Genomic DNA, 21,021 nt, shown 5'->3' with positions numbered 1-21,021 from the left:
ACACAATGAAGCAAGCTGATTGGGGGGACTTAAGATGCTAGAAGAATATCGAGGAGTATGGGTGTTCATTGAACAAAGTGATGGGGAGATTGCCGGTGTCTCAATGGAGTTATTGGGTGCAGGGAGACAACTTGCTGATAAACTCGACGTGCCGTTGTCAGGCATTATATTAGGTGATGGAGTAAGGGAACTTTCATCAGAAGTAATTGGTTACGGTGCAGACATTGTTTATGTAATCGATCATCCTGTTTTAAAGGATTATCGGACTGAATCTTATATGAAAGGTGTAAATTATTTAGCTGAAAAATATAAGCCAGAAATATTCTTATATGGTGCTACACCTAACGGTAAGGACTTAGCAAGTGCTGTTGCAACGGATTTAAGTACAGGTTTAACTGCAGATACAACGATGTTAGATGTTGACGTGGAAAAGAGACTGTTAGAGGCAAGTCGACCGGCATTTGGCGGGAATATTATGGCCACGATTTTATGTAAGAAGAATCGTCCACAAATGGCAACTGTGAGACCGAAAGTCATGAAGGCGCTATCCTTTGATGAAACTCGGCAAGGAAGAATCATTGAAGAGGAGATTTCTCTAAGAGAAGAAGATATGAGGACAAAAGTCATTGATATTGTGAAGGATATAACAAAAAAAGCGAACTTAGCTGATGCTCATGTCATTGTCTGTGGCGGAAAAGGACTTGGAGATGCGGAAGGATTTCAATTAATTCATGAACTTGCAGGTGCGATTGGAGCGAGTGTTGGAGGTACACGAGATGTAATTGAGGCAGGCCTTCTTCCACACGAATTACAAATAGGTCAAACAGGTGAAACGGTTACGCCTAAAATTTATTTTGCTATTGGAGTATCTGGAGCTATCCAACATGTAGTCGGAATGAAGAATTCTGAACTAATTATTGCCATTAATAGCGATCCAAATGCACCTATCTTTGAAGTGGCTACATATGGAATCGTTGGTGATGCCTATGAAATTGTTCCGAAGCTAATTGAGCAATTGAAGCAAATACGAGTGGAACAAGGCGGTGAAGTAAGCTATGTCTGAGAAATTTGATGTGATCGTTGTAGGGGCAGGACCAGCCGGAACAGCCTGTGCTTATACATGTGCAAAAAATGGCTTAAAGGTATTGCAAATTGAAAGGGGAGAATATCCAGGTAGTAAGAACGTCATGGGAGGCGTATTATACCGAAAACAAACAGAAGAGATTATTCCAGAATTTTGGAAGGAAGCACCTTTGGAAAGACCGATTATTGAGCAACGCTTCTGGATGATGGATAAAGAATCAACCGTCACATTTGGCTATAAGGGATTAGAGTGGGGGGAGGAGCCCTATAATAATTTTACTGTTTTTCGTGCTCCTTTTGACCAATGGTTTGCCAAAAAGGGAGTAGAACAAGGGGTTCTTTTAATAAACGAAACAGTTGTAACAGAGTGTATCGTTGAAAATGGAAAGGTAATTGGAGTTAGAACAGATCGTCCAGATGGGGATATTTTTGCTGATGTGGTCGTTCTCGCAGATGGAGTAAACTCATTGCTTGCTAAAGAATTAGGCTTCCATAAGGAATTAAAACCTGATGAAGTGGCCCTAACAGCGATGGAGGTCATTAATTTACCAAAGGAAAAGATTAATGATCGATTCAACTTAGAAGAAAATCAAGGGTGTACGATTGAAATATTCGGAGATTCAACGAAAGGGAATCTTGGTACTGCCTTTCTTTATACGAATAAAAATAGCTTGAATATCGGAGTTGGAACGACATTATCCAGTATGATGAAGGCGAAATTAAAACCTTATGATTTATTGGATTACTTGAAAAATCATCCGATGGTCGCACCACTTCTTGCTGGAGGAGAATCTGCAGAATATTTAGCTCATTTAATTCCAGAGGGTGGTTTTCATTCAGTTCCTAAGGTGGCAGGCAATGGAGTGCTAGTCATTGGTGATGCAGCCCAACTCGTTAATGCGATTCATCGCGAAGGTTCAAATATGGCGATGGCTTCAGGAAAAATGGCTGCAGAGGCAGTTATCAAGGCAAAAGAGGAAGAAGACTACAGTGAAGCTAGTTTAAATAGCTATCGTGAAGCATTGTATGAAAGTTTTATCATAAAAGATTTAGAAAAATATAAGGATGCAGCCCATACATTTGAGCATCATCCACAATACTTTAATGACTATGTCCCTATGATGAATCAAGCGATGAGCAAGTTCTTTACAGTTGATGGGACTCCTAAGAGAGAAAAACAGAAACAAATTATAAAAGGGTTTACTGGTGAAAAGGGTACATTTAACGTCATGAAAGATCTTTACCGTGCGTGGAAGGCGGTGAAATAATGTCAACAAAAACAATTGAAGAAAAACAGTATTTAACGCGCTTTAAAGCAGACACAAAGTCTCATTTAACAATTCTTGACCATGAAATCTGTCGTGAAACTTGTCCGGATAAGATCTGCACCATTTTCTGTCCTGCTGAAGTGTATAAATGGGAAGGAACGAGAATGCAAGTTGGCTATGAAGGGTGCCATGAGTGTGGCAGTTGCCGAATTGGATGCCCACAACAAAATATAAAGTGGGAATATCCAAAAGGTGGACATGGGATCGTCTTCAGACTGGCCTAAATTAAAGAAGAGGAAGCACAATGTTTTAGTGCTTCCTCTTCTTTTATCTTCTGTTTTCGTAATCTTTGTTGGCCTCTGGGGTGAATTCTTCAGATGCCTCTGTTTGGTATTGAAGGTTTTTTCTTCGTGTTGTATCTTCTCGCTCTTCTGGGTTTCTTCTCATATTGCTCATATAGCTATGGAAGAAGAATTCGAAAATGGTTACAGCAATTGCTGAAAAAAGAGACATTGTAAATGCATTCATAGCAGATGTGAGTAGCGATATCATAACCCAAATGACTGCTAAAGCAAGTCCGAAATCAGCTAATGTTGCGATGGCGTTTCCTGTCCTTGGGAGAATCCCTAAATCACCTACAATATAAGAAATGATTCCTAATATGAGTGTGATTAGAAATACAGTTCCAAAAGTCATTCCATAGTAGAGGCCTAAGATAATATACAAAAGTGCCAATGATGCAATGAATTTAATCGCTAATGCTTTAAAATGTTCCATACTAACCACCTTTCATTTATTGAAAAGATTTTAACAAGTGAAATGTAAAGGGGCTGGAAAATGTTTGCTCAGTTCTCTCTACATCACCTGTTAAAGTTAGTTTGTCTCACTTTTTCATTTTTATGATTCGTTTTATTACTGTCTGTATAGTTTTTCACAAGGATTTTTAAAAAGAAAGGGTAACGCTTTAGAAGTGGGGTGAGGTCAGGTCAGATGATACTCTCTGTAGGGATAAAACTAAAATCGTGGTTTTGAATCCTTTTCTCTAATTCAGTTGCTGCTTGACACGCTTGATGAAAGTTGTTGAAACTCGTGGAAATATAAAAAGGCTTTTTCTTGTAAAAGTATCCATTCGAATTCGTTTGATAAAGGACGATATTCCAATGATAGAACTCTGTATCTGGAGATGGATTATGTCCTTCTAATGCGATAAGCCAGTGGGAAGGATCTGGTAATGGGATATCTTCACTAGAAATGATCGGAATTAGTTTTCTTTGATAAAACTCCCGGTGATTTGGGAAGTGCATAAGAATTTCCTCCCTTCTAACATTTTACACCTCTTATCTTATTATATATGGCGATTCTAACAATTGTAGCTCTAATTTGTTACTATTTTTCGAAAAAATAAAACGCTTTCATAAAATTAGAAATGAAATAAGGGCAATTAACAAAATGTCCTTATTCCAAATTGCTTATTTTTTATCTTGAGGTAGAAACAACGTCAAAATTCCAAGTAGTGGAAGGAATCCTGTCAAAATAATCGTTAAAATGATGCCGATTTGATCGGCCAAATATCCTAAAACAACTGAACCGATAGCGCCCATACCAAATGCAAGACCAACTGTTAGCCCAGACATAAGACCTATTTTTCCAGGGACAAGCTCCTGGGCATAGACAACCGTAACAGAGAAACTAGACATTAGAATAAATCCTGTTAAAGCCAAAATAATAAAAGCAAAGGCTGGTGGAGCAAATGGCAGTAAAATGGACAGTGGGGCTGTACCAACAAGTGATATCAAAATGATATTTCTTTTTCCGAACCGGTCAGCCAATGGCCCGCCGAAAAAGGTACCTACTGCACCTGATACTAAAAATGCGAATAAATAATATTGTGCTTTTTGAATCGAAAAACCGTAATTTTCAATCGCGAAAAATGCAAAGTAATTGGTCATTCCTGATACATACCATGAACGAGCAAAAATTAAAAATAAAAGCAAAGTAAGGTAGAGAACGAGTTTGTCTGCATGAGGTTGAGCTGTAGAAATAGCTTCCTTCCCTTTTTGCTTTAAGACTTCTAGATCAAAGCGTAGCTTCTTTGTATACCATGTAGCAATATACACTAAAAGTAAAACGGCGATCGCTGCAACGAAGGTAAACCAGGCTGCGCCCCTTTGCCCGAGTGGAACCAGAATAAGAGCAGTAATAAGAGGAGCTAGTGCTTGACCGGAGTTCCCTCCAACTTGGTAAATAGATTGAGCGAGACCTCTTTTTTTTCCGGCAGCCATATAGGCGACACGGGAGCCTTCTGGATGAAAAACGGCTGATCCTAAACCGATGAAAAGGACAGAAATGACAATCCAACCAAATGAAGGAGCAAATGACAATCCTAATACTCCTAATAATGTTGACGTTAAGCCAATAGGGAGAGCAAAGGGCATTGGTTTTTTATCCGTCATAATCCCAACGACTGGCTGCATGACCGAGGCAACCATATTTAATGAAAAAGCGATAATTCCCAATTGAGTAAAGGTCAATCCCATCGATTTTTCAAGGATCGGAAACATGGCCGGAACAACTGCTTGAATCGAGTCGTTTAATAAATGGCAGATCCCCATAATGATTAGGATTTTGTAATTCGTCTTCTCTAATTCTTTTTTATATAGCTGAGAAGTTAATACTGCTTGACTCAAGTTTAAACCCTTCTTTCGAAATGTGATAATGATATCTTACAAGAAATTGTGAGGAAATTGGGTGATTTTTCAAAAAAAGTTTCGAACAATGAAGGAAATTAAACTAGTGTGGGAGTGAAAATAAAAAAGCTGTGTCAAGAAGTTGTCTAGTACAACTTTTGGCACAGCTTCTTATTATTGAATTTCGTGTACTAAAGGAAGCATAATCGTGACAGATGTTCCTTTATGCTCCTCACTTTTAATCGAGATTTCTCCATTAAATGATTGTAGAATCCGTCTACAAACCACTAGACCAAGTCCGGTTCCTGTTTCTTTGGAAGTGTAAAATGGAGTAAAGATTTGCTCAATTACCTTCTCATTGATTCCGATACCAGTATCTGTAATGATAATCTCACAAGTATGTTCCTTTTTCCGCATTTCTAGAGTAAGTGTTCCTTCGCCCTTCATTGCCTCAAAAGCATTTCTTGTAATATTCAATACAACTTGCTTCATTTGATCTTTTGTACATGTGACAAGGACCGGATCAGTTCCTACCTCATAATGGAGATGAACTCTGTTGAATGTAGCTTCTGAAAGGATAAGGGGATATAGTTCCCTTAGCACACCACAAATATCTACGATTTCCATTTTCTGTACAGTAGGTTTTCCGAGAATAAGAAACTCACTTACAATTTCATTAATTCTTTCAATTTCCTTATCTATAACAGAAAAGTACATCCGATCATCTGGATCATCGTATTTTTCACCAAGAAGCTGAACGAGCCCTTTAATACCTGTTAACGGATTGCGAATTTCATGGGCAGTGCTAGCAGCGAGTGTGCCAACCAATTCAAGCTTTTGAGCTTCATTTTCCTTTCTTTCAATCGCAGCTTGACGTTTAAGCATAAGAAAATTTAGTAAGAGAAATAAAATATGTGTAAGAATGAGAAAAGTACCAATCACCATCATAGAGTCAAAAATCGTATTTTTTGTACCGTTTATCTTCACTTTTAATTTCCAAGGCAGACGTTCTATCGGGTATGTGACCCATTGCTTTTCATCTGAAAGAGATGCCATTTGTTCATCTTCTTTCGTATTGAAGGACATTAATATATTTTCATCGGCTGTTAAGACAACGATTTTAGAATCAGGTGTGAGGATTTTCATTAGGTTCTTAACATAATCGATGCGAAGTAGGGCCAAAGACACCGCCATTAGCTCGTTATCATCCCCTAGTATTGGATGAGCAAGTGCAATAACAATTTGTCCATTCTCTAATGTGAATGATTTATTGGAGATAATGACATCCTTAGTTTTCATTACTTCATTCACCAAATCTTCTTCAATATCATTACGTTCGTGCAAGTGTTCGTTTGAACCTGCGATAATGTCACCATTTTCCCCAACCAAATAAATTCCACCATAACGGGGGTCTGATTGATGGGCTCTTTCAAGTAATGGTTCCATTTGCTCTAAATGATCGAATAATGTTTTTGCTGTCATGGAGATCATCTCGAGAGAAGTTACCGTACCAGTGATAAACCTGTCCCAATGTGATTCATGTATTGACGCAATCCATTTAGCTTCATTAACTCGTTCGTTGAAATGATTGATTGAGCGAACTTGAATAAAATAAGTACTCCCGACAAGGGTAGGGACCAATACGACAATTATATAGATAAACATTAATTTACGATTTATTTTCATGAATGCGCTCCAAAGCTTTATTCATATTTTATTAGCAGACAAATTATTAAACAAACTTTAACAGATTGAGCCATAAAATTGCAAAAAATAATGGAATATTTTTCAACATATTAACTTGATAAAAAAATATATCCCTATCATTATAGCATTAATTATATTTGGAACATGAATTTTTCTAACTTGATGTATACATATCAATGAATTTTGTGGTCAAGACAAGAGATAAGTGTCAATTGAAATTGACATCGAATAGTAGTCTTTTCTATAATAGTCTTAAATCAAGATATTTTAGGACATAATTCCTAATTGAAACCAAAATGCACCTCTTTGTGGAGGGATGCAAATAAAATACATCTTTCTAAAGGATTTGAGAATATGAACTCAGAAGAAATAAAACAATCTCTTAAGCTATTTATTGTCTTGTCTCGTGCCTATCGAGCAGTCAATGAAGATGTCAATAAATTGATTCATACGTATGGGTTAAATCCTACTGAGTTTGCTGTGCTGGAACTTCTGTATCATAAGGGAGACCAACCACTTCAACAGATTGGCGGGAAGATCCTACTAGCGAGTGGGAGTATTACTTATGTAGTGGACAAATTAGAGGAAAAAGGATACTTAGTTCGAGTAGCCTGCCCGAGTGATCGAAGAGTGACATTTGCCCAAATAACTGATAATGGAAAGAAGTTCATAGAGAATGTCTTTCCTGGGCATGAACAACGAATTCATGAATTGATGTCTGAACTTTCTAATGAAGAAAAAGAAGAAGCGATTGAACTTTTAAAGAAGCTTGGACTATCTGTATCCTAAATAAGACAAAAGCGATCCGATTTCTACGAGGATCGCTTTTGTTTTATTTGAGCATTTCTTGTATAATTACTTTGTAATTTCTAAATTTTTTGAATAGGGGGCTAATAAGTGAGTTTTGATCAATATACATATACCAGACCTAATTTTGAAGTGGTTGAAAAGAGTTTGGAAGAACTGATTACTCAGTTCAAAGAGGCACAATCTGCTGATGAGCAAAATGAAGTAATGAATGAGATTAATGAAATTCGTGATCAATTAGGAACGATGTTCAATTTAGTGTATATTCGCCATTCCATCGATACAAATGATGAATTTTATAAACAAGAACAGGATGCGATGGATGATTTAGAGCCGCAAGTCGATGGACTTGTAACAAAATATTATGAAGCATTAGTAAACTCAAAGTTTCGCCAAGAGCTCGAAAATAAGTGGGGGAAACAGTTATTTGCTCTTGCAGAAGCGCAATTGAAAGTTTTTTCACCTGAAGTGGTTCCTCTTATGCAGACGGAAAATAAGCTTTCAAGCGAGTATACAAAGCTTATTGCTTCTGCGAAAATTATGTTTGAAGGGGAAGAACGAACACTTGCCCAAATGGAGCCATTTACTGAATCGAAAGATAGAGAGATGAGAAAGAGAGCAAGTGAAGCTCGCTTTGGATTTTTAGCCAAGCAGGAGGAAGAGTTAGACCGTATTTACGATGAATTGGTAAAGGTGCGTACAGAAATTGCTCATAAACTTGGCTATAACAATTTTGTAGAACTTGCATACTACCGCATGTACCGAACAGATTATAATGCAGAAATGGTTGCCAATTTCCGCAATCAAGTGAAAGAATTTATTGTGCCGATTGCGACAAAATTAAGAAAGCGACAGCAAGAGAGAATTGGGGTAGATTCTCTAAAGTATTATGATGAAGGTTTTAATTTCGTCTCTGGTAATGCCGTCCCTAAAGGTAGTCCAGAATGGATTATTGATAATGGGCAGAAAATGTATAATGAGCTTTCTCAAGAAACGGGCGAATTCTTTCAATATATGAGGGATGAAGGGTTAATGGACCTTGTTGCGAAAAAGGGAAAAGCGGGTGGAGGTTATTGTACTTTCATTGAAAATTACAAGGCGCCATTTATTTTTTCCAATTTCAATGGAACCTCTGGTGATATTGACGTACTGACACATGAGGCTGGACATGCTTTCCAAATCTATTCAAGTCGTCATTATGATATTCCAGAGTATTACTGGCCAACTTATGAAGCAGCAGAGATTCATTCTATGAGCATGGAGTTTTTCACTTGGCCGTGGATGGATTTGTTCTTTCAAGACGATACCGAAAAATATAAGTTCTCCCATCTAAGTTCAAGCTTGTTATTCCTTCCATATGGTGTTTCTGTTGATGAATTTCAGCATTGGGTTTATGAGCATCCAGAGGCAACACCGAAGGAAAGAAAAGCAGCATGGAGGGAGATTGAGAAAACGTATTTGCCACATCGAGATTATGATGGTAATGAGTATTTGGAGAACGGGGGATTTTGGCAGCGTCAAGGTCATATATATAATTCACCTTTTTATTATATTGATTATACGTTGGCTCAAATCTGTGCATTTCAATTTTGGAAAAAATCAAGAGAAAACCATGATGAAGCATGGAGCGATTATTTAAAGCTTTGTAAGCTAGGCGGTAGCCTTCCATTTACTGGGCTTGTGGAAGAAGCGAATTTAATTTCACCGTTTGAAGAGGGTTGTGTGCAATCGGTTGTTGGTGAAATTGAAAATTGGTTAAATGCAGTTGATGATAAGAGTCTATAATTTGAGTGATCTGCGTTTTTAGGAATTTCTTATTTTGTTTATCCTTTCTACCGACCAGAAATTGGTCGGTTTTTTATTTAAATTTTCATATTGTCCGATTTTGTTGAACAATTCATTTTCTGCTTATTGCGTGCTATTCTTATAAGGATTGGTTATTATAAAGGGAAATTCAATATTTTAATGGTTACATTTGAAAAAAGAGCGTGGCCATTGCGTACATCACGGAGGGAAATAAATTGTATCTAGCAATTCTGTTTTTTATGTTAATGTCTTTTTTCTTATCAGGAAGCGAAACCGCTTTGACGGCTGTTAATAAAATGAAAATTAAAACAAGAGCCGACCAACAAGATGTGAAATCGCAAAAATTGTTAAAGCTCGTTTCAAAGCCTGATGAATTAATCACAGCGATATTAATAGGAAATAATATTTCCAATATTATGCTTCCGACACTAGTGACTATCATGGCGATTGAATATGGAGTCAATGTTGGAATTGCAACGGGAGTTCTTACAGTTGTCCTGATTATATTTGCTGAGGTTTTACCAAAGTCGATTGCAGCAACTTTTTCTGAAAAAATATCTTATTTAGTTTTCCCCGTTATTTCTGGGTTATTGATCTTATTAAAACCACTCACCTTTTTGCTCTCGAAATTTACAAGACTTATTATTAAATTGTTGGCAAAGGAAAATGCTGATGAAGTTTCGTTTTCAAAGGAAGAGCTCATGACTATGGTGGATATAGCCACAACAGAAGGAACGTTTAAAAACGAAGAAACGAAAAGAATTAAGGGCGTCATCGATTTTTATGATATGGATGTACGAGATGCCTTAAAGACACCGAGAATGGATATTGTGGGTATTCCTTTAAATTCTACATACGAATCAGTACGAGATATTGTTATTAACAATAACTATACGAGATATCCTGTCTATAAAGAGGATATGGATAATATTGTGGGTGTTTTTCATTCCAAGCAATTATTAGCATGGTCATTGGAAGAAAATAAGGATTTACAAGAGTATATTGATACTAGACCTCTATTCGTCATTGAAGCCCTTTCCATTGAAAAATTATTCAAGATGATGCTAAAGGAAAAGAAACATATAGCGATCGTTTTGGATGAATATGGAGGCACAAAGGGGATCATTAGTCACGAGGATATTATCGAGGCGATGCTTGGCCAGGAAATTGAAGATGAAACAGATTTAAATGAAGAAGTACTAATAGATGAACTGACGGACTCTCACATCGTTTGCCATGGAAAACTCGGCATCCGTCGTTTAAATGAAGTATTTAAAACAAAGATTCCTGAGGATGAAGACATTTTAGCTGGTTTCTTATTTAAAGAATTTGGTCACTTCCCGAAAGTGGGGGATACATTAGAATATCATCATTTGCATTTTCTAATAAAAGAAATTGAGGACAATAAATTGACTCAAGTAGAGATTACCAAAAAATCAACGACTGTATAATTTATAATGAAAAAATCATGGGAAAGGGACCCATGATTTTTTTGGTTTAGTTAGGTTGAATTACTATCTGTTCATTTTCCATAATGGCTTTAAAGTTCTTACTATTAGGTTCATCGATGATTAAATCCGTTATTTTATCCTCTAATAGCTCTTGTATCACTCGACGTAAAGGTCTGGCACCAAAGGTTGGGTTATAGCCCTTTTCTACAAGAAACTCTTTTACTTCATTAGTTACCGTAAGAGTTATATCCTGTTCTTTAAGGATGTCATTTAATTCGAGTAACATTAAATCGACAATTTTTAATAAAGAATTTTTTTCTAAAGGTGCGAACTCAATAATATTATCAAAACGGTTTAAAAATTCTGGTTTAAAGAAGCTTCCGAGCGAATCCAATATGTTCAGCTCTTTCGTTGTATGGTCTTGTCCAAAGCCAACTTTTACTCGTCGATGACCAACCCCAGCATTACTAGTCATAATAATGACCGTATCTTTAAAGCTCACAACTCTACCTTGACTATCGGTCAAGCGCCCATCATCAAGAATTTGTAGGAACATATGCTGAACATCAGGATGTGCCTTTTCAATCTCATCTAGCAAAATGATGCTGTAAGGATTTCGGCGTACTTTTTCCGTTAATTGCCCAGCTTCTTCATGTCCAACATATCCTGGAGGCGAACCGATTAATTTTGATACACTATGCTTCTCCATGTATTCACTCATATCAAGACGAATCATCGCATCTTTGGAACCAAACAGCTCAAGTGCTAAAGTCTTAGAGAGTTCAGTTTTGCCAACCCCAGTTGGACCAACGAAAAGGAAGGAACCAATTGGTCGATTTTTTGATCTCAAACCTGCACGGCTTCTTTTTATTGCTTTTGTTACTCTTTCAACGGCCTCTGCCTGACCGATTACCTTTTCAGATAGTGCTTTATGAAGATTCTTCATTTTTGTTTGTTCATCTTCTTGAAGCTTACCGACAGGAATCCCTGTTTTTTGCTCGATCAATGCTTGAATTTGTTTAACGTCAACGATTGGTCGAACTTGGTTGCGATTTGAGTTTAACTTTTGTTCAAGTTCTTTTTCTTCTTGACGAAGCTTGGCTGCTAATTCGTAATTTTCAGTTTCTAGTGCTCTATCTTTCTCTTTTGCAATTTCCTCTAGTCTTTTTTCGGTCTTTTCAACTGAGCTGTAATCCGAAATTAGGTTAAGTTTAGAGCCTGCTTCATCCATTAAATCAATCGCCTTGTCTGGAAGGAAATGGTCTTGAATATAGCGGTGGGACAATGTTACACAAGCTTCGAGAGCTTCATCTGAGAAAGTAATTTCATGAAAATTCTCATACTTGTCTTTTAAACCTTTCAAGATCTCAATTGCGTGCTCGGTGGTTGGTTCATGTACTTGAACAGGTTGAAATCTCCGTTCTAGTGCTGCATCTTTTTCGATTTGGCGGTATTCTTTTAAAGTAGTAGCTCCAACAAGCTGTAGTTCACCACGTGCTAAAGCTGGTTTTAATATATTTCCAGCGTCCATAGAGCCTTCAGCTGAACCGGCACCAACTAATAGATGAATTTCATCAATAAAAAGGATAATATTCTTTCTTTCTTGTAATTCAGCAATGATTTTTTTCATTCTCTCTTCAAATTGGCCGCGAATACCTGTATTAGCAACTAAAGAAGCTACATCTAATAAAAAGACTTCTCTATTTTTTAATTTATTGGGAACCTTCCCCACTACAATTCTTGCTGCCAATTCTTCTGCTATGGCAGTTTTTCCTACGCCAGGTTCCCCAATAAGTACAGGGTTATTCTTATTTCTTCTATTCAATATTTCAATTACTCTGTTAACTTCTTCATCACGACCGATAACTGGATCGATGAGTCCAGCTCGGGCCATCTGGTTGAGATTACGACCAAATTGTTCGATAAATCCACTTGTTTTTCCATGATGATTAGAATTTGAGTTCATCTTTTGTTGACTGTTTTGTGATGTGTAGTTTTTAAAGAGTTCTTCCATCGGGTTATAATTGAAAGAAGAGAAACTTGACATGCTTGGACCAAAAGATGAAGCTAATTTAGCTTTCTCAGTCTTATAACAATTTTGACATAGGTGGAGCTGCTTCTCTACACCATTTACATTCATTTTTAAATGAACCTGTACATCTGCTTGCTGACAAATTTGACAAAGCATTTCACATTCCTCCTATTAATTTGACTTTGACTTTCTTTGACTTTTATACATTAATTATAATTTGACCTTTTTTGACTTTCAAGCATTTTGCTTGAAGATTTTTTTGGTGAAATATTGGAAATTTATCCAGTGGGATTGATGAAATAGTTGAATGTTATTATACACTGAAAAAATGCTCGTCATTGTTTGTCCTTCTCTTCATATATTGAAATGGAGGGAGGATAATTTATGAAGACAAATTGGGGAGCTGCCTTCCAAATAGCAGCAGTGTATGTGGGTACGATCGTGGGAGCTGGATTTGCTACTGGACGGGAAATTGTTGAGTTCTTTACGAGATTCGGCTTTATAGGATTAATAGGAATCTTAATGAGCGGCTATATTTTTATCACCTTAGGTTCAAAATTAATGAGAATTTCAGCCAAAATTGGAGCAACCTCGTACCAAGAATTTAATACTTTTTTGTTCGGAAGGGTCTTTGGCTCCATCATAAATATAATTATGCTTTTAATGCTATTAGGAGTTTGTGGAGTTATGTTATCTGGAGCAGGAGCGGTGTTTAGTGAGCAACTAGGGTTATCGAGAAGTTTCGGTTTGATACTTACTCTTTCACTTTCAGTTATCGTCATGATTGTGGGAATTAAAGGGTTGTTTGCAGCCAATACAATCGTTGTTCCACTGATGATTAGCTTTAGTTTCATTTTAATGTTTATATCATTTCAGCTTCCAAACTTTTTAGATCAACTTCTTTTTATTCCATATGTTGACGATGGTTGGAAGTCAGTCGTTTCTCCATTTTCCTATACAGCCTTAAATTTAGGCCTTGCACAGGCTGTATTAGTACCTGTAGCAGCGGAAATAAAAAACGAAGAAACGGTAAAATGGGGAGGGATTATTGGGGGAATTGCCTTAACTCTCATTCTATTATCAAGTCATTTTACATTGGTGATGCTTCCAAATGTTGAGGCGTTTGAGATACCGATGGCCGTAGTTATGAAAAACTTAGCGGCTGGACTTCATGGATTGTATATTTTAATTATTTATGGTGAGATATTTACTTCTGTAATTGGGAATGTGTTTGGATTAGAAAGACAGATCAAGACTTTTCTCCGTTGGCCAACTCTAGTTATTGTGGGAGGAATACTTGCGATTGCCTTTGTGATCAGTCAAGTTGAATATGGTACGTTGTTATCCTATCTATATCCGATCTTTGGCTATATCAGCATTATTTTTATCATTTTATTGTGGATGAAACCGTTGGATAAAATTGAAAAGAGACATTGAAAGATTCAATGTCTCTTAATTTAGTGGGTAAATCACAAATAAAAATAAGTCAAAAATGAGATGAGAAACGATGACAAGTGGTAAACTTTTTTTCCATGCATATAAATATCCCCAAAAAATTCCTGTGACAAGTGCTGCGAATGGGAGCATAATCGACCCAGAATAGAAATGAACGGATGCATACAATATAGATGAGGCAAATACAGCAGTTGTCACATTTGCCGCCTTTTGGATTCTTTTTTGGATAAAGCCTCTCCAAAATATCTCCTCACCGGGAATGATGACGAGTATCAATACGATATAATGCCAGAGAACAGTAGGGGATAGGCGATTGTAAAGCCTTGTGATTTCTTTTGCAAAAGGAAGATTGACTAAATCGATTAGAAGACTACCTAGCAAAAAACAAGCAAATAGAATGACCCCAGATAAACTGCCGAGAGATAAGTATGTAAATAGTGGAACTTGGTCTTCAATTTCTTCGTGCATAATGGAATAGCTTATTAAAAAAAGCATCGTGGCTGTGAAAATATACCAAAATATATTCTTATCTTGGAAGGTAAAAAAGATCAAAAGATGCGCAAGAAAAAACCCAAGAATTAGTCTATGATCTTTAATCCAATTTGGTATGGCCATGTGAAAGCGCTCCTTTCTATCGGATCGAACTATATATGGTTAAAATTAAGTTTATCAAGAGTGTATTTAGGTGTGTGATTTGAATAGAAGTAAATCCATTAGTTCATTATAAAGGTTAACTGAAAGGAGGACAATTATTTGACTAAATCGAAAAAAGAGAAAGAGAGAGCATGGAATGTGAGGAAAAGTGAACAGCATCCACACGGTAAAGTCAAATCATTTAAGGAATTAGCTGATAATAAGAATCCATCAGAGTGATACCTTGAGTTGCAAACAAAAACCCTATTGGAGTACCATTAGGGTTTTGTGTTTATCTTATTACAAAATAGATTCCTTAACTACTTTATAGTTCTTATGATTGACAACGGTTCTTTGTTCCAGTTCGAGGTCGCGATAATTATCCATATAGGTTAAGTCCACGATAACAGAGTTTTCGTTTACTTTTTCAACAACGCCCTGTAGGCCGTCCCGAAATTCTATGATATTCCCAACTTCTGCTTTTTTCAACTGTCCTCTCTCCTTTTTCTCCCAAATGTCGAATGATTATATGTAACAGTTTGCACTAAATTCTATCATTCGTAAAGAAAAAGATATAAAAATCCCTTAGAGAACCTCATTTTTTTATTAATTAATAGAAAATTCAGCTATTTAAGGAGTTACAAAAAATGACAATGTACAACGTTATATCAAAATATTCTATCTAAACATCATCATTATTGATTTTTCTTTGCATACTCCTTTAACTCACTAACAATTATTTTCTTAGACTCTTCGTCATCAAGCCCTACAAGACCATAGGAAAAAGATTGAGCAGATGTCCGTTTCTTCCACTTTGGTTCAGCCATAATGGAAATGGTTTGTTTATTTAATACGAACGATATCTCTAATAATAGGTTCTTTTCATTAATCGGCAGATCTAAAGGGGAAGACATTCTTAAACCGTTGGGGCTTAAATCCATTAGTAGGGCTCGTCCTTCTTTTGAATCTCCTATAATTTGATTCACTTTCAGAATTTTGAAAGTTGCCTCAATTGGATTACCAAAAGTAAAACGAAAGGGCTCATCTCTCCTGTAAAGCATACTAAGCTCTCCCTTTATTGATATATTTATTAGCATCATACAGATAATTAAAGGACAAATCAATGCAAAAACGGTGAATTTTTGTATCATTGTTCACAAATTTGTCACATTTATCAATGCGATATTTTTGTATAATAGTCTCGTTTTTGATATTCTTTCTCTGGGTGCTTTTTTTGTCGAATAAAACAGAAAAGCTCCATGAGGGTACATGAAACATGTTTATTTGTAAAACAATAATGGAGGTAGTAAAACCTTTTATAAAAATGGTAATATAAACTATAAAGTAAACATGTAACATTATTAAAATTGATAAGGGGTTTGATGAATTATGGTAGAAAAACAATTTAAGGTAATCGCTGAAACAGGAATCCACGCACGCCCAGCTACAGTACTAGTACAGACTGCAAGCAAATTTGAATCTGATATTCAACTTGAATATAAAGGCAAAAAAGTAAACTTAAAGTCCATCATGGGTGTAATGTCTTTAGGAATTGGTCAAGGAGCTGAAATTACGATTAGCGCAGAAGGTGGAGATGAACAAAATGCCATCCAAAGCCTTGAAGAACTTATGAAAAAAGAAGGGTTAACTGCATAATGAGCTTTTTACATGGTATTGCTGCATCAAGTGGAATAGCAATTGCAAAGGCTTATCGTCTAGTTGAGCCTGATTTATCCTTTGAAAAGAAGACGATTGATGATGTTGATTCAGAAGTTGAACGTTTTGAGGCTGCAATTGCCCAATCGAAAAAAGAATTAGAAGCGATTCGCGATAATGCGAAAGAAAATTTAGGTGAAGATAAGGCTGCAATCTTTGAAGCGCACCTACTTGTTCTAAGCGATCCAGAATTACTAAATCCAATAAAGGATATAGTGATGTCTGAAAAGGTAAATGCTGAGGTTGCTTTAAAAGAGACAGCAGATATGTTCGTTTCCATGTTTGAATCCATGGATAATGAATATATGAGAGAAAGAGCAGCTGATATACGTGATGTCACAAAACGTGTTCTTTCCCATTTACTTGGAGTAAAAATTGTTAATCCGAGCATGATTACAGAAGAAGTTGTAGTGGTTGCAGAGGATTTAACGCCTTCAGATACGGCTCAATTAAATCGTCAGTTTGTTAAAGGTTTTACAACAGATATTGGCGGTAGAACATCCCATTCTGCGATTATGGCACGTTCTTTAGAGATTCCGGCTGTTGTTGGTACAAAGACGGCAACGAAGGATATTGAGAATGGTGATTTAGTCATTGTGGATGGGTTAAAGGGTGAGGTTCATATTAATCCTACACCAGAGTTAGTTGAACAGTATAAACAAGCAAATGAAGACTTTGAAGCACAAAAAGCAGAGTGGGCGAAGTTAAAGAATGAACAAACTTACTCAGCTGATGGACATCAAGTCGAATTAGTGGCTAACATCGGAACGCCTAATGATCTTGAAGGTGTGATCAATAATGGTGGTGAAGGGGTAGGCCTATATAGGACTGAATTCCTTTACATGGGAAGAGATGAACTTCCTACAGAAGATGAACAATTTGAATCTTACAAAGCAGTTCTCGAAGGTTTAGAAGGAAAACCAGTTGTCGTTCGTACGTTAGACATAGGTGGAGATAAAGAATTACCATACTTAAAATTACCGAAAGAAATGAATCCTTTCCTCGGCTTCCGTGCTATTCGTTTATGCTTAGAAGAAAAAGAGATCTTTAAGACTCAATTAAGAGCCTTACTCCGAGCAAGTACGTATGGAAATCTAAAGATTATGTTCCCAATGATTGCGACTTTAGATGAGTTCAGACAAGCTAAAGCCATGCTTGAAGAAGAGAAAGCGAAGCTTCAGAGCGAAGGCGTTTCTGTTTCAGACAAAATAGAAGTAGGAATTATGGTTGAAATTCCTTCTACTGCTGTTCTTGCTGATCAATTTGCAAAAGAAGTTGATTTCTTTAGTATCGGTACGAATGATCTCATTCAGTACACGATGGCTGCAGATCGCATGAACGAGAGAGTTTCTTATCTGTATCAACCATATAGTCCTTCGATTTTACGATTAGTAAAAATGGTAATTGACGCTGCCCATAAAGAAGGAAAATGGACAGGTATGTGTGGAGAAATGGCCGGTGACGAAACGGCGATTCCACTTCTATTAGGTCTTGGTTTAGATGAATTTTCAATGAGTGCGACTTCGATTTTAAAAGCTCGCTCCCAAATTCTTCGTTTAAGCAAGGCTGAAATGGAGAAATTAGCTACAGAAGCGTTACAGAAATCAACGACGGAAGAAGTCATTGAAATGGTAACAGCTGCTACAAGTAAGAACTAGGTTTAACTAAATTAAAACAAGGGTATAGGTGAACAAGGCACTTGGTAAACCTATTTTCTCCCTTTAAAGTCGACTGGTATAATCCGGTCGGCTTTTTTCTTGTTCAAATACTCCCGTGTCCTTCTATTAAATGGTAAAATAATATACATATATTTTGTAATTAATGAAAAATAGAGAGGGGAATTTGGATGTTAACAAAGGATCAAACGGTTATTGGTTTTATTGGTATTGGTGTTATGGGAAAAAGCATGGCAACTAATCTTTTAAATGCAGGATATCCAGTTGTTGTATACACAAGAACAAAGGATAAGGCGCAAAGCTTGCTTGAAGAAGGAGCTGAATGGGCAGATTCAAGTAAAGAAGTTGCAGCAAAGGCGAATGTGATTATCACTATTGTCGGTTATCCAACAGATGTTCGTGAAGTGTATTTAGGCGAGAATGGGATAATTCCAAACGGAAACAAAGATACATATTTAATTGACATGACTACCTCAACACCTAGCCTTGCAGCAGAAATTTATGAAGAAGCAAAGAAAAAAGGGATGCATGCACTTGATGCACCTGTTTCAGGTGGCGACATCGGAGCAAGGGATGGAAAACTTTCCATCATGGTCGGAGGAGATAAAGAAGATTTTGAGGCTGTCTTACCGATTTTTAATATACTTGGAACAAATATTGTTTATCAAGGCAAAGCTGGTTCTGGGCAGCATACGAAAATGTGTAATCAAATCGTGATTGCTTCGGGGATGATTGGAGTCAGTGAAGCAATGGCTTATGCCGTAAAGTCCGGACTGGAACCTGAAAATGTCTTGAAAAGTATTTCCTCTGGAGCAGCAGGAAGTTGGTCACTCTCCAATTTAGCTCCTAAAATGATTGAAGGGAATTTTGAACCAGGCTTCTACATTAAACATATCATTAAAGATATGTCGATTGCCCTTGAGGAAGCAGAAAATATGGGGATGGAGGCACCTGGTTTAGCTCTTGCCCTCTCTTTATACAAAGAATTAGCTGAACGAGGAGAAGAAAATAGCGGAACTCAAGCTTTATATAAATATTGGCAGTAATCCTTTTTTAAATGAAAATACATAGATTATCCTTTCTAGATCAAACTATGAGTGGTTCAACATCATTCATAAGAAGGAGGGTCTAAGTATGGCAAAGAAAAACAAAAAGAATGGTGCCAAGCAGAAGAATAACCAGGGATTTGATTCAGCGGTTTTAAACGAAGAATTTGCTCAAGAAATGGGAAGTACTGATGCAAACAAAATTCATAAGGATAAAGCGAAGAAAGAAAAAGCAGGAAAGAATAATGGCAAGTATAAAGGTCAATAAAAACATGTAGAGTTCCCTATGAATATAGTGTTGAAAAAGGTATCGAGCGTACTCGGTACCTTTTATATTATGGAGAGAAAGAAAGTATAAGATTCTTTAAAATGTAAAAGGCAACGAGAGAAATGTACTCGATGCCTTATCTTTTTGATTAATTTTTTTACATCTGGAAAAATTAATCCATTCGATCCATAGCTTCTTCAATCGTTTCCATCGAATAGGCGAAGGACAAGCGGACATAACCTTCTCCTAATGGTGAAAAGGCACTACCTGGGACAACCGCAACTCCAACTTTTTCAACAAGCGATAAGGCGAAATCAAAAGAACTTGAGTATGGAGATGGTAATTTGACAAAGAAGTAAAAAGCGCCATCTGGTTTGACCACATCTAGGTTCATCTTTTGAAGACGCATATACATATAATCTCTTCTTTTTAAATATTCTTCCTTCATCACATGTGCATCATCTTTCCCAACTGTCAAAGCTTCAATAGCTGCGATTTGAGAAATAGAAGTCGCACAAGAAACATTATATTGATGTACCTTAAGTATATGTTTTGCGATATTTTCAGGTGCAAAAATAAAACCAATTCTCCAACCCGTCATGGAGTGGGACTTAGATAAGCCGTTAATAATAATCGACTTTTCCTTTAGCACTGTTCCGATTGAAAAATGCTCCCTCCCATACACAAGCTCACTATAAATTTCATCCGCTAAAATAAATATTTCTCTATCCTTCACAAGAGCGGCAATATCGATAATCTCTTCCTTTGTTAAGCTTGCCCCCGTCGGGTTTGATGGATAAGGAAGAACGATGCAACGGGTTTTTTCTGTTATGTATGGTTCGATGATCTCAGCGGTTATCCGAAATTGATTATTGGTCGTATCGGCATATATGGGTTTCGCGCCACATAAGCGAATGATTGGCTCATATCCAGGATAAACTGGCCCAGGCAAGAGCACCTCACAATCTTCCTCTAATATCGTTCTAAAGGCTATATCGATCGCTTCACTCGCTCCAACCGTTGTAATCACCTCGGTTTCAGGATTGTATTGAAGCTGATATTTTTCGTGAACAAATTGTGCTGCAGCTCGTCTAAGCTCTATCGTTCCTGCATTATGTGTATAGGATGTAAAGTTTTGATCAATTGCATTTTTTCCAGCTTCCTTCACGTGAGATGGTGTCGGAAAGTCGGGTTGCCCAATTGTTAAGGAAACCATATCCTTCGTTCCAGCAACCAAATTGAAAAACTTGCGGATCCCAGATATTTCAATGTTTTTGACTTTATCATTAATTAAATGTTCCAATATCTTCAACCTCCAATATGATTTCTATTTTAACAAAATGAGTCACAATATGTAATTACAGTTTAAAATTAAGGCCCAGAAAT

General features: G+C 36.8%; 21 protein-coding genes. 12 read left to right on the top strand and 9 right to left on the bottom strand.

The genetic code is table 11. The features are described from left to right. The first annotated feature begins 34 nt into the window (after window positions 1-34). Genes AA0X71_RS15605 through AA0X71_RS15595 form a run of 3 tightly spaced genes read left to right on the top strand, consistent with a single transcriptional unit; the run spans window position 35 to window position 2,635 of the window. Window positions 35-1,063 (top strand): electron transfer flavoprotein subunit alpha/FixB family protein, encoded by a 1,029-nt coding sequence (locus tag AA0X71_RS15605; RefSeq protein ID WP_413356223.1) that lies wholly within the window; start codon window positions 35-37, stop codon window positions 1,061-1,063. After that, a complete protein-coding gene (locus AA0X71_RS15600; protein ID WP_413356222.1) occupies window positions 1,056-2,351 on the top strand; it encodes an FAD-dependent oxidoreductase in 1,296 nt (431 codons plus the stop codon). Before AA0X71_RS15605 ends, AA0X71_RS15600 begins: the two co-directional genes overlap by 8 nt. Further along, on the top strand, window positions 2,351-2,635 hold the full coding sequence (locus tag AA0X71_RS15595; protein WP_413356221.1) for a ferredoxin family protein: 285 nt from the start codon (window positions 2,351-2,353) through the stop codon (window positions 2,633-2,635). Before AA0X71_RS15600 ends, AA0X71_RS15595 begins: the two co-directional genes overlap by 1 nt. A 43-nt stretch (window positions 2,636-2,678) precedes the next feature. On the opposite strand, the gene AA0X71_RS15590 is transcribed toward AA0X71_RS15595, so the two are convergent. The 4 genes from AA0X71_RS15590 to AA0X71_RS15575 form a co-directional block, all read right to left on the bottom strand. Then, window positions 2,679-3,128, bottom strand: a complete 450-nt coding sequence (locus AA0X71_RS15590; protein WP_413356220.1) for a YndM family protein — start codon at window positions 3,126-3,128, stop codon at window positions 2,679-2,681. Between the two features lie 209 nt (window positions 3,129-3,337). Then, window positions 3,338-3,655 (bottom strand): hypothetical protein, encoded by a 318-nt coding sequence (locus tag AA0X71_RS15585; RefSeq protein WP_413356219.1) that lies wholly within the window; start codon window positions 3,653-3,655, stop codon window positions 3,338-3,340. Between the two features lie 165 nt (window positions 3,656-3,820). Next, on the bottom strand, window positions 3,821-4,963 hold the full coding sequence (locus AA0X71_RS15580) for an MFS transporter (RefSeq protein WP_413362621.1): 1,143 nt from the start codon (window positions 4,961-4,963) through the stop codon (window positions 3,821-3,823). A gap of 249 nt (window positions 4,964-5,212) precedes the next feature. Next, complete coding sequence (locus AA0X71_RS15575) at window positions 5,213-6,724, bottom strand: ATP-binding protein (RefSeq protein WP_413356218.1); 1,512 nt, start codon at window positions 6,722-6,724, stop codon at window positions 5,213-5,215. A 375-nt stretch (window positions 6,725-7,099) separates the two neighbouring features. On the opposite strand from AA0X71_RS15575, the gene AA0X71_RS15570 reads away from it, so the two are divergent. The 3 genes from AA0X71_RS15570 to AA0X71_RS15560 all read left to right on the top strand — a co-directional run bounded on the left by AA0X71_RS15570 (window position 7,100) and on the right by AA0X71_RS15560 (window position 10,809). Next, window positions 7,100-7,534 (top strand): MarR family winged helix-turn-helix transcriptional regulator, encoded by a 435-nt coding sequence (locus AA0X71_RS15570; RefSeq protein WP_413356217.1) that lies wholly within the window; start codon window positions 7,100-7,102, stop codon window positions 7,532-7,534. Between the two features lie 108 nt (window positions 7,535-7,642). After that, a complete protein-coding gene (locus AA0X71_RS15565; RefSeq protein ID WP_413356216.1) occupies window positions 7,643-9,337 on the top strand; it encodes a M3 family oligoendopeptidase in 1,695 nt (564 codons plus the stop codon). Between the two features lie 236 nt (window positions 9,338-9,573). Further along, a complete protein-coding gene (locus AA0X71_RS15560; RefSeq protein ID WP_413356214.1) occupies window positions 9,574-10,809 on the top strand; it encodes a hemolysin family protein in 1,236 nt (411 codons plus the stop codon). Window positions 10,810-10,855: 46 nt separating this feature from the next. On the opposite strand, the gene AA0X71_RS15555 is transcribed toward AA0X71_RS15560, so the two are convergent. Next, window positions 10,856-12,997: an AAA family ATPase gene (locus AA0X71_RS15555; protein WP_413356213.1), complete on the bottom strand. Its 2,142-nt coding sequence runs from the start codon at window positions 12,995-12,997 to the stop codon at window positions 10,856-10,858. A gap of 228 nt (window positions 12,998-13,225) precedes the next feature. Here AA0X71_RS15555 and AA0X71_RS15550 point away from each other — a divergent pair, with 228 nt between their 5' ends. Beyond that, the gene (locus tag AA0X71_RS15550) at window positions 13,226-14,278 is read left to right on the top strand and encodes a hypothetical protein (RefSeq protein ID WP_413356212.1); all 1,053 of its coding nucleotides are present in this window, start codon (window positions 13,226-13,228) and stop codon (window positions 14,276-14,278) included. Between the two features lie 15 nt (window positions 14,279-14,293). Here AA0X71_RS15550 and AA0X71_RS15545 read toward each other — a convergent pair whose 3' ends face one another. Continuing rightward, complete coding sequence (locus AA0X71_RS15545) at window positions 14,294-14,911, bottom strand: CPBP family intramembrane glutamic endopeptidase (RefSeq protein WP_413356211.1); 618 nt, start codon at window positions 14,909-14,911, stop codon at window positions 14,294-14,296. Between the two features lie 138 nt (window positions 14,912-15,049). Between AA0X71_RS15545 and AA0X71_RS15540 the strand changes: the two genes are divergently transcribed. Continuing rightward, a complete protein-coding gene (locus AA0X71_RS15540; protein ID WP_413356209.1) occupies window positions 15,050-15,169 on the top strand; it encodes a DUF6254 family protein in 120 nt (39 codons plus the stop codon). Between the two features lie 60 nt (window positions 15,170-15,229). Here AA0X71_RS15540 and AA0X71_RS15535 read toward each other — a convergent pair whose 3' ends face one another. Beyond that, a complete protein-coding gene (locus AA0X71_RS15535) occupies window positions 15,230-15,418 on the bottom strand; it encodes a YkvS family protein (protein ID WP_413356208.1) in 189 nt (62 codons plus the stop codon). Window positions 15,419-15,624: 206 nt separating this feature from the next. Next, a complete protein-coding gene (locus AA0X71_RS15530) occupies window positions 15,625-15,990 on the bottom strand; it encodes a PilZ domain-containing protein (protein ID WP_413356207.1) in 366 nt (121 codons plus the stop codon). A 328-nt stretch (window positions 15,991-16,318) separates the two neighbouring features. Here AA0X71_RS15530 and AA0X71_RS15525 point away from each other — a divergent pair, with 328 nt between their 5' ends. From AA0X71_RS15525 to AA0X71_RS15510, 4 genes are all read left to right on the top strand, one after another. Then, the gene (locus tag AA0X71_RS15525) at window positions 16,319-16,585 is read left to right on the top strand and encodes a phosphocarrier protein HPr (protein WP_413356205.1); all 267 of its coding nucleotides are present in this window, start codon (window positions 16,319-16,321) and stop codon (window positions 16,583-16,585) included. Further along, a complete protein-coding gene (ptsP, locus tag AA0X71_RS15520) occupies window positions 16,585-18,303 on the top strand; it encodes a phosphoenolpyruvate--protein phosphotransferase (RefSeq protein ID WP_413356204.1) in 1,719 nt (572 codons plus the stop codon). Before AA0X71_RS15525 ends, ptsP begins: the two co-directional genes overlap by 1 nt. Before the next feature lie 188 nt (window positions 18,304-18,491). Continuing rightward, window positions 18,492-19,367 (top strand): NAD(P)-dependent oxidoreductase, encoded by an 876-nt coding sequence (locus tag AA0X71_RS15515; RefSeq protein WP_413356203.1) that lies wholly within the window; start codon window positions 18,492-18,494, stop codon window positions 19,365-19,367. An 88-nt stretch (window positions 19,368-19,455) separates the two neighbouring features. Continuing rightward, complete coding sequence (locus tag AA0X71_RS15510; RefSeq protein WP_413356202.1) at window positions 19,456-19,635, top strand: hypothetical protein; 180 nt, start codon at window positions 19,456-19,458, stop codon at window positions 19,633-19,635. A gap of 172 nt (window positions 19,636-19,807) precedes the next feature. On the opposite strand, the gene AA0X71_RS15505 is transcribed toward AA0X71_RS15510, so the two are convergent. Next, a complete protein-coding gene (locus tag AA0X71_RS15505; RefSeq protein ID WP_413356201.1) occupies window positions 19,808-20,938 on the bottom strand; it encodes an aminotransferase A in 1,131 nt (376 codons plus the stop codon). Window positions 20,939-21,021: the final 83 nt, after the last annotated feature.

It is taken from the genome of Robertmurraya phoenicis (genome assembly GCF_047302285.1).
Classification (GTDB): Bacteria; Bacillota; Bacilli; order Bacillales; family Cytobacillaceae; genus Robertmurraya.
Note: the sequence above shows the minus strand (reverse complement) of the source record. Positions and strands in the feature narration are given on the sequence as shown.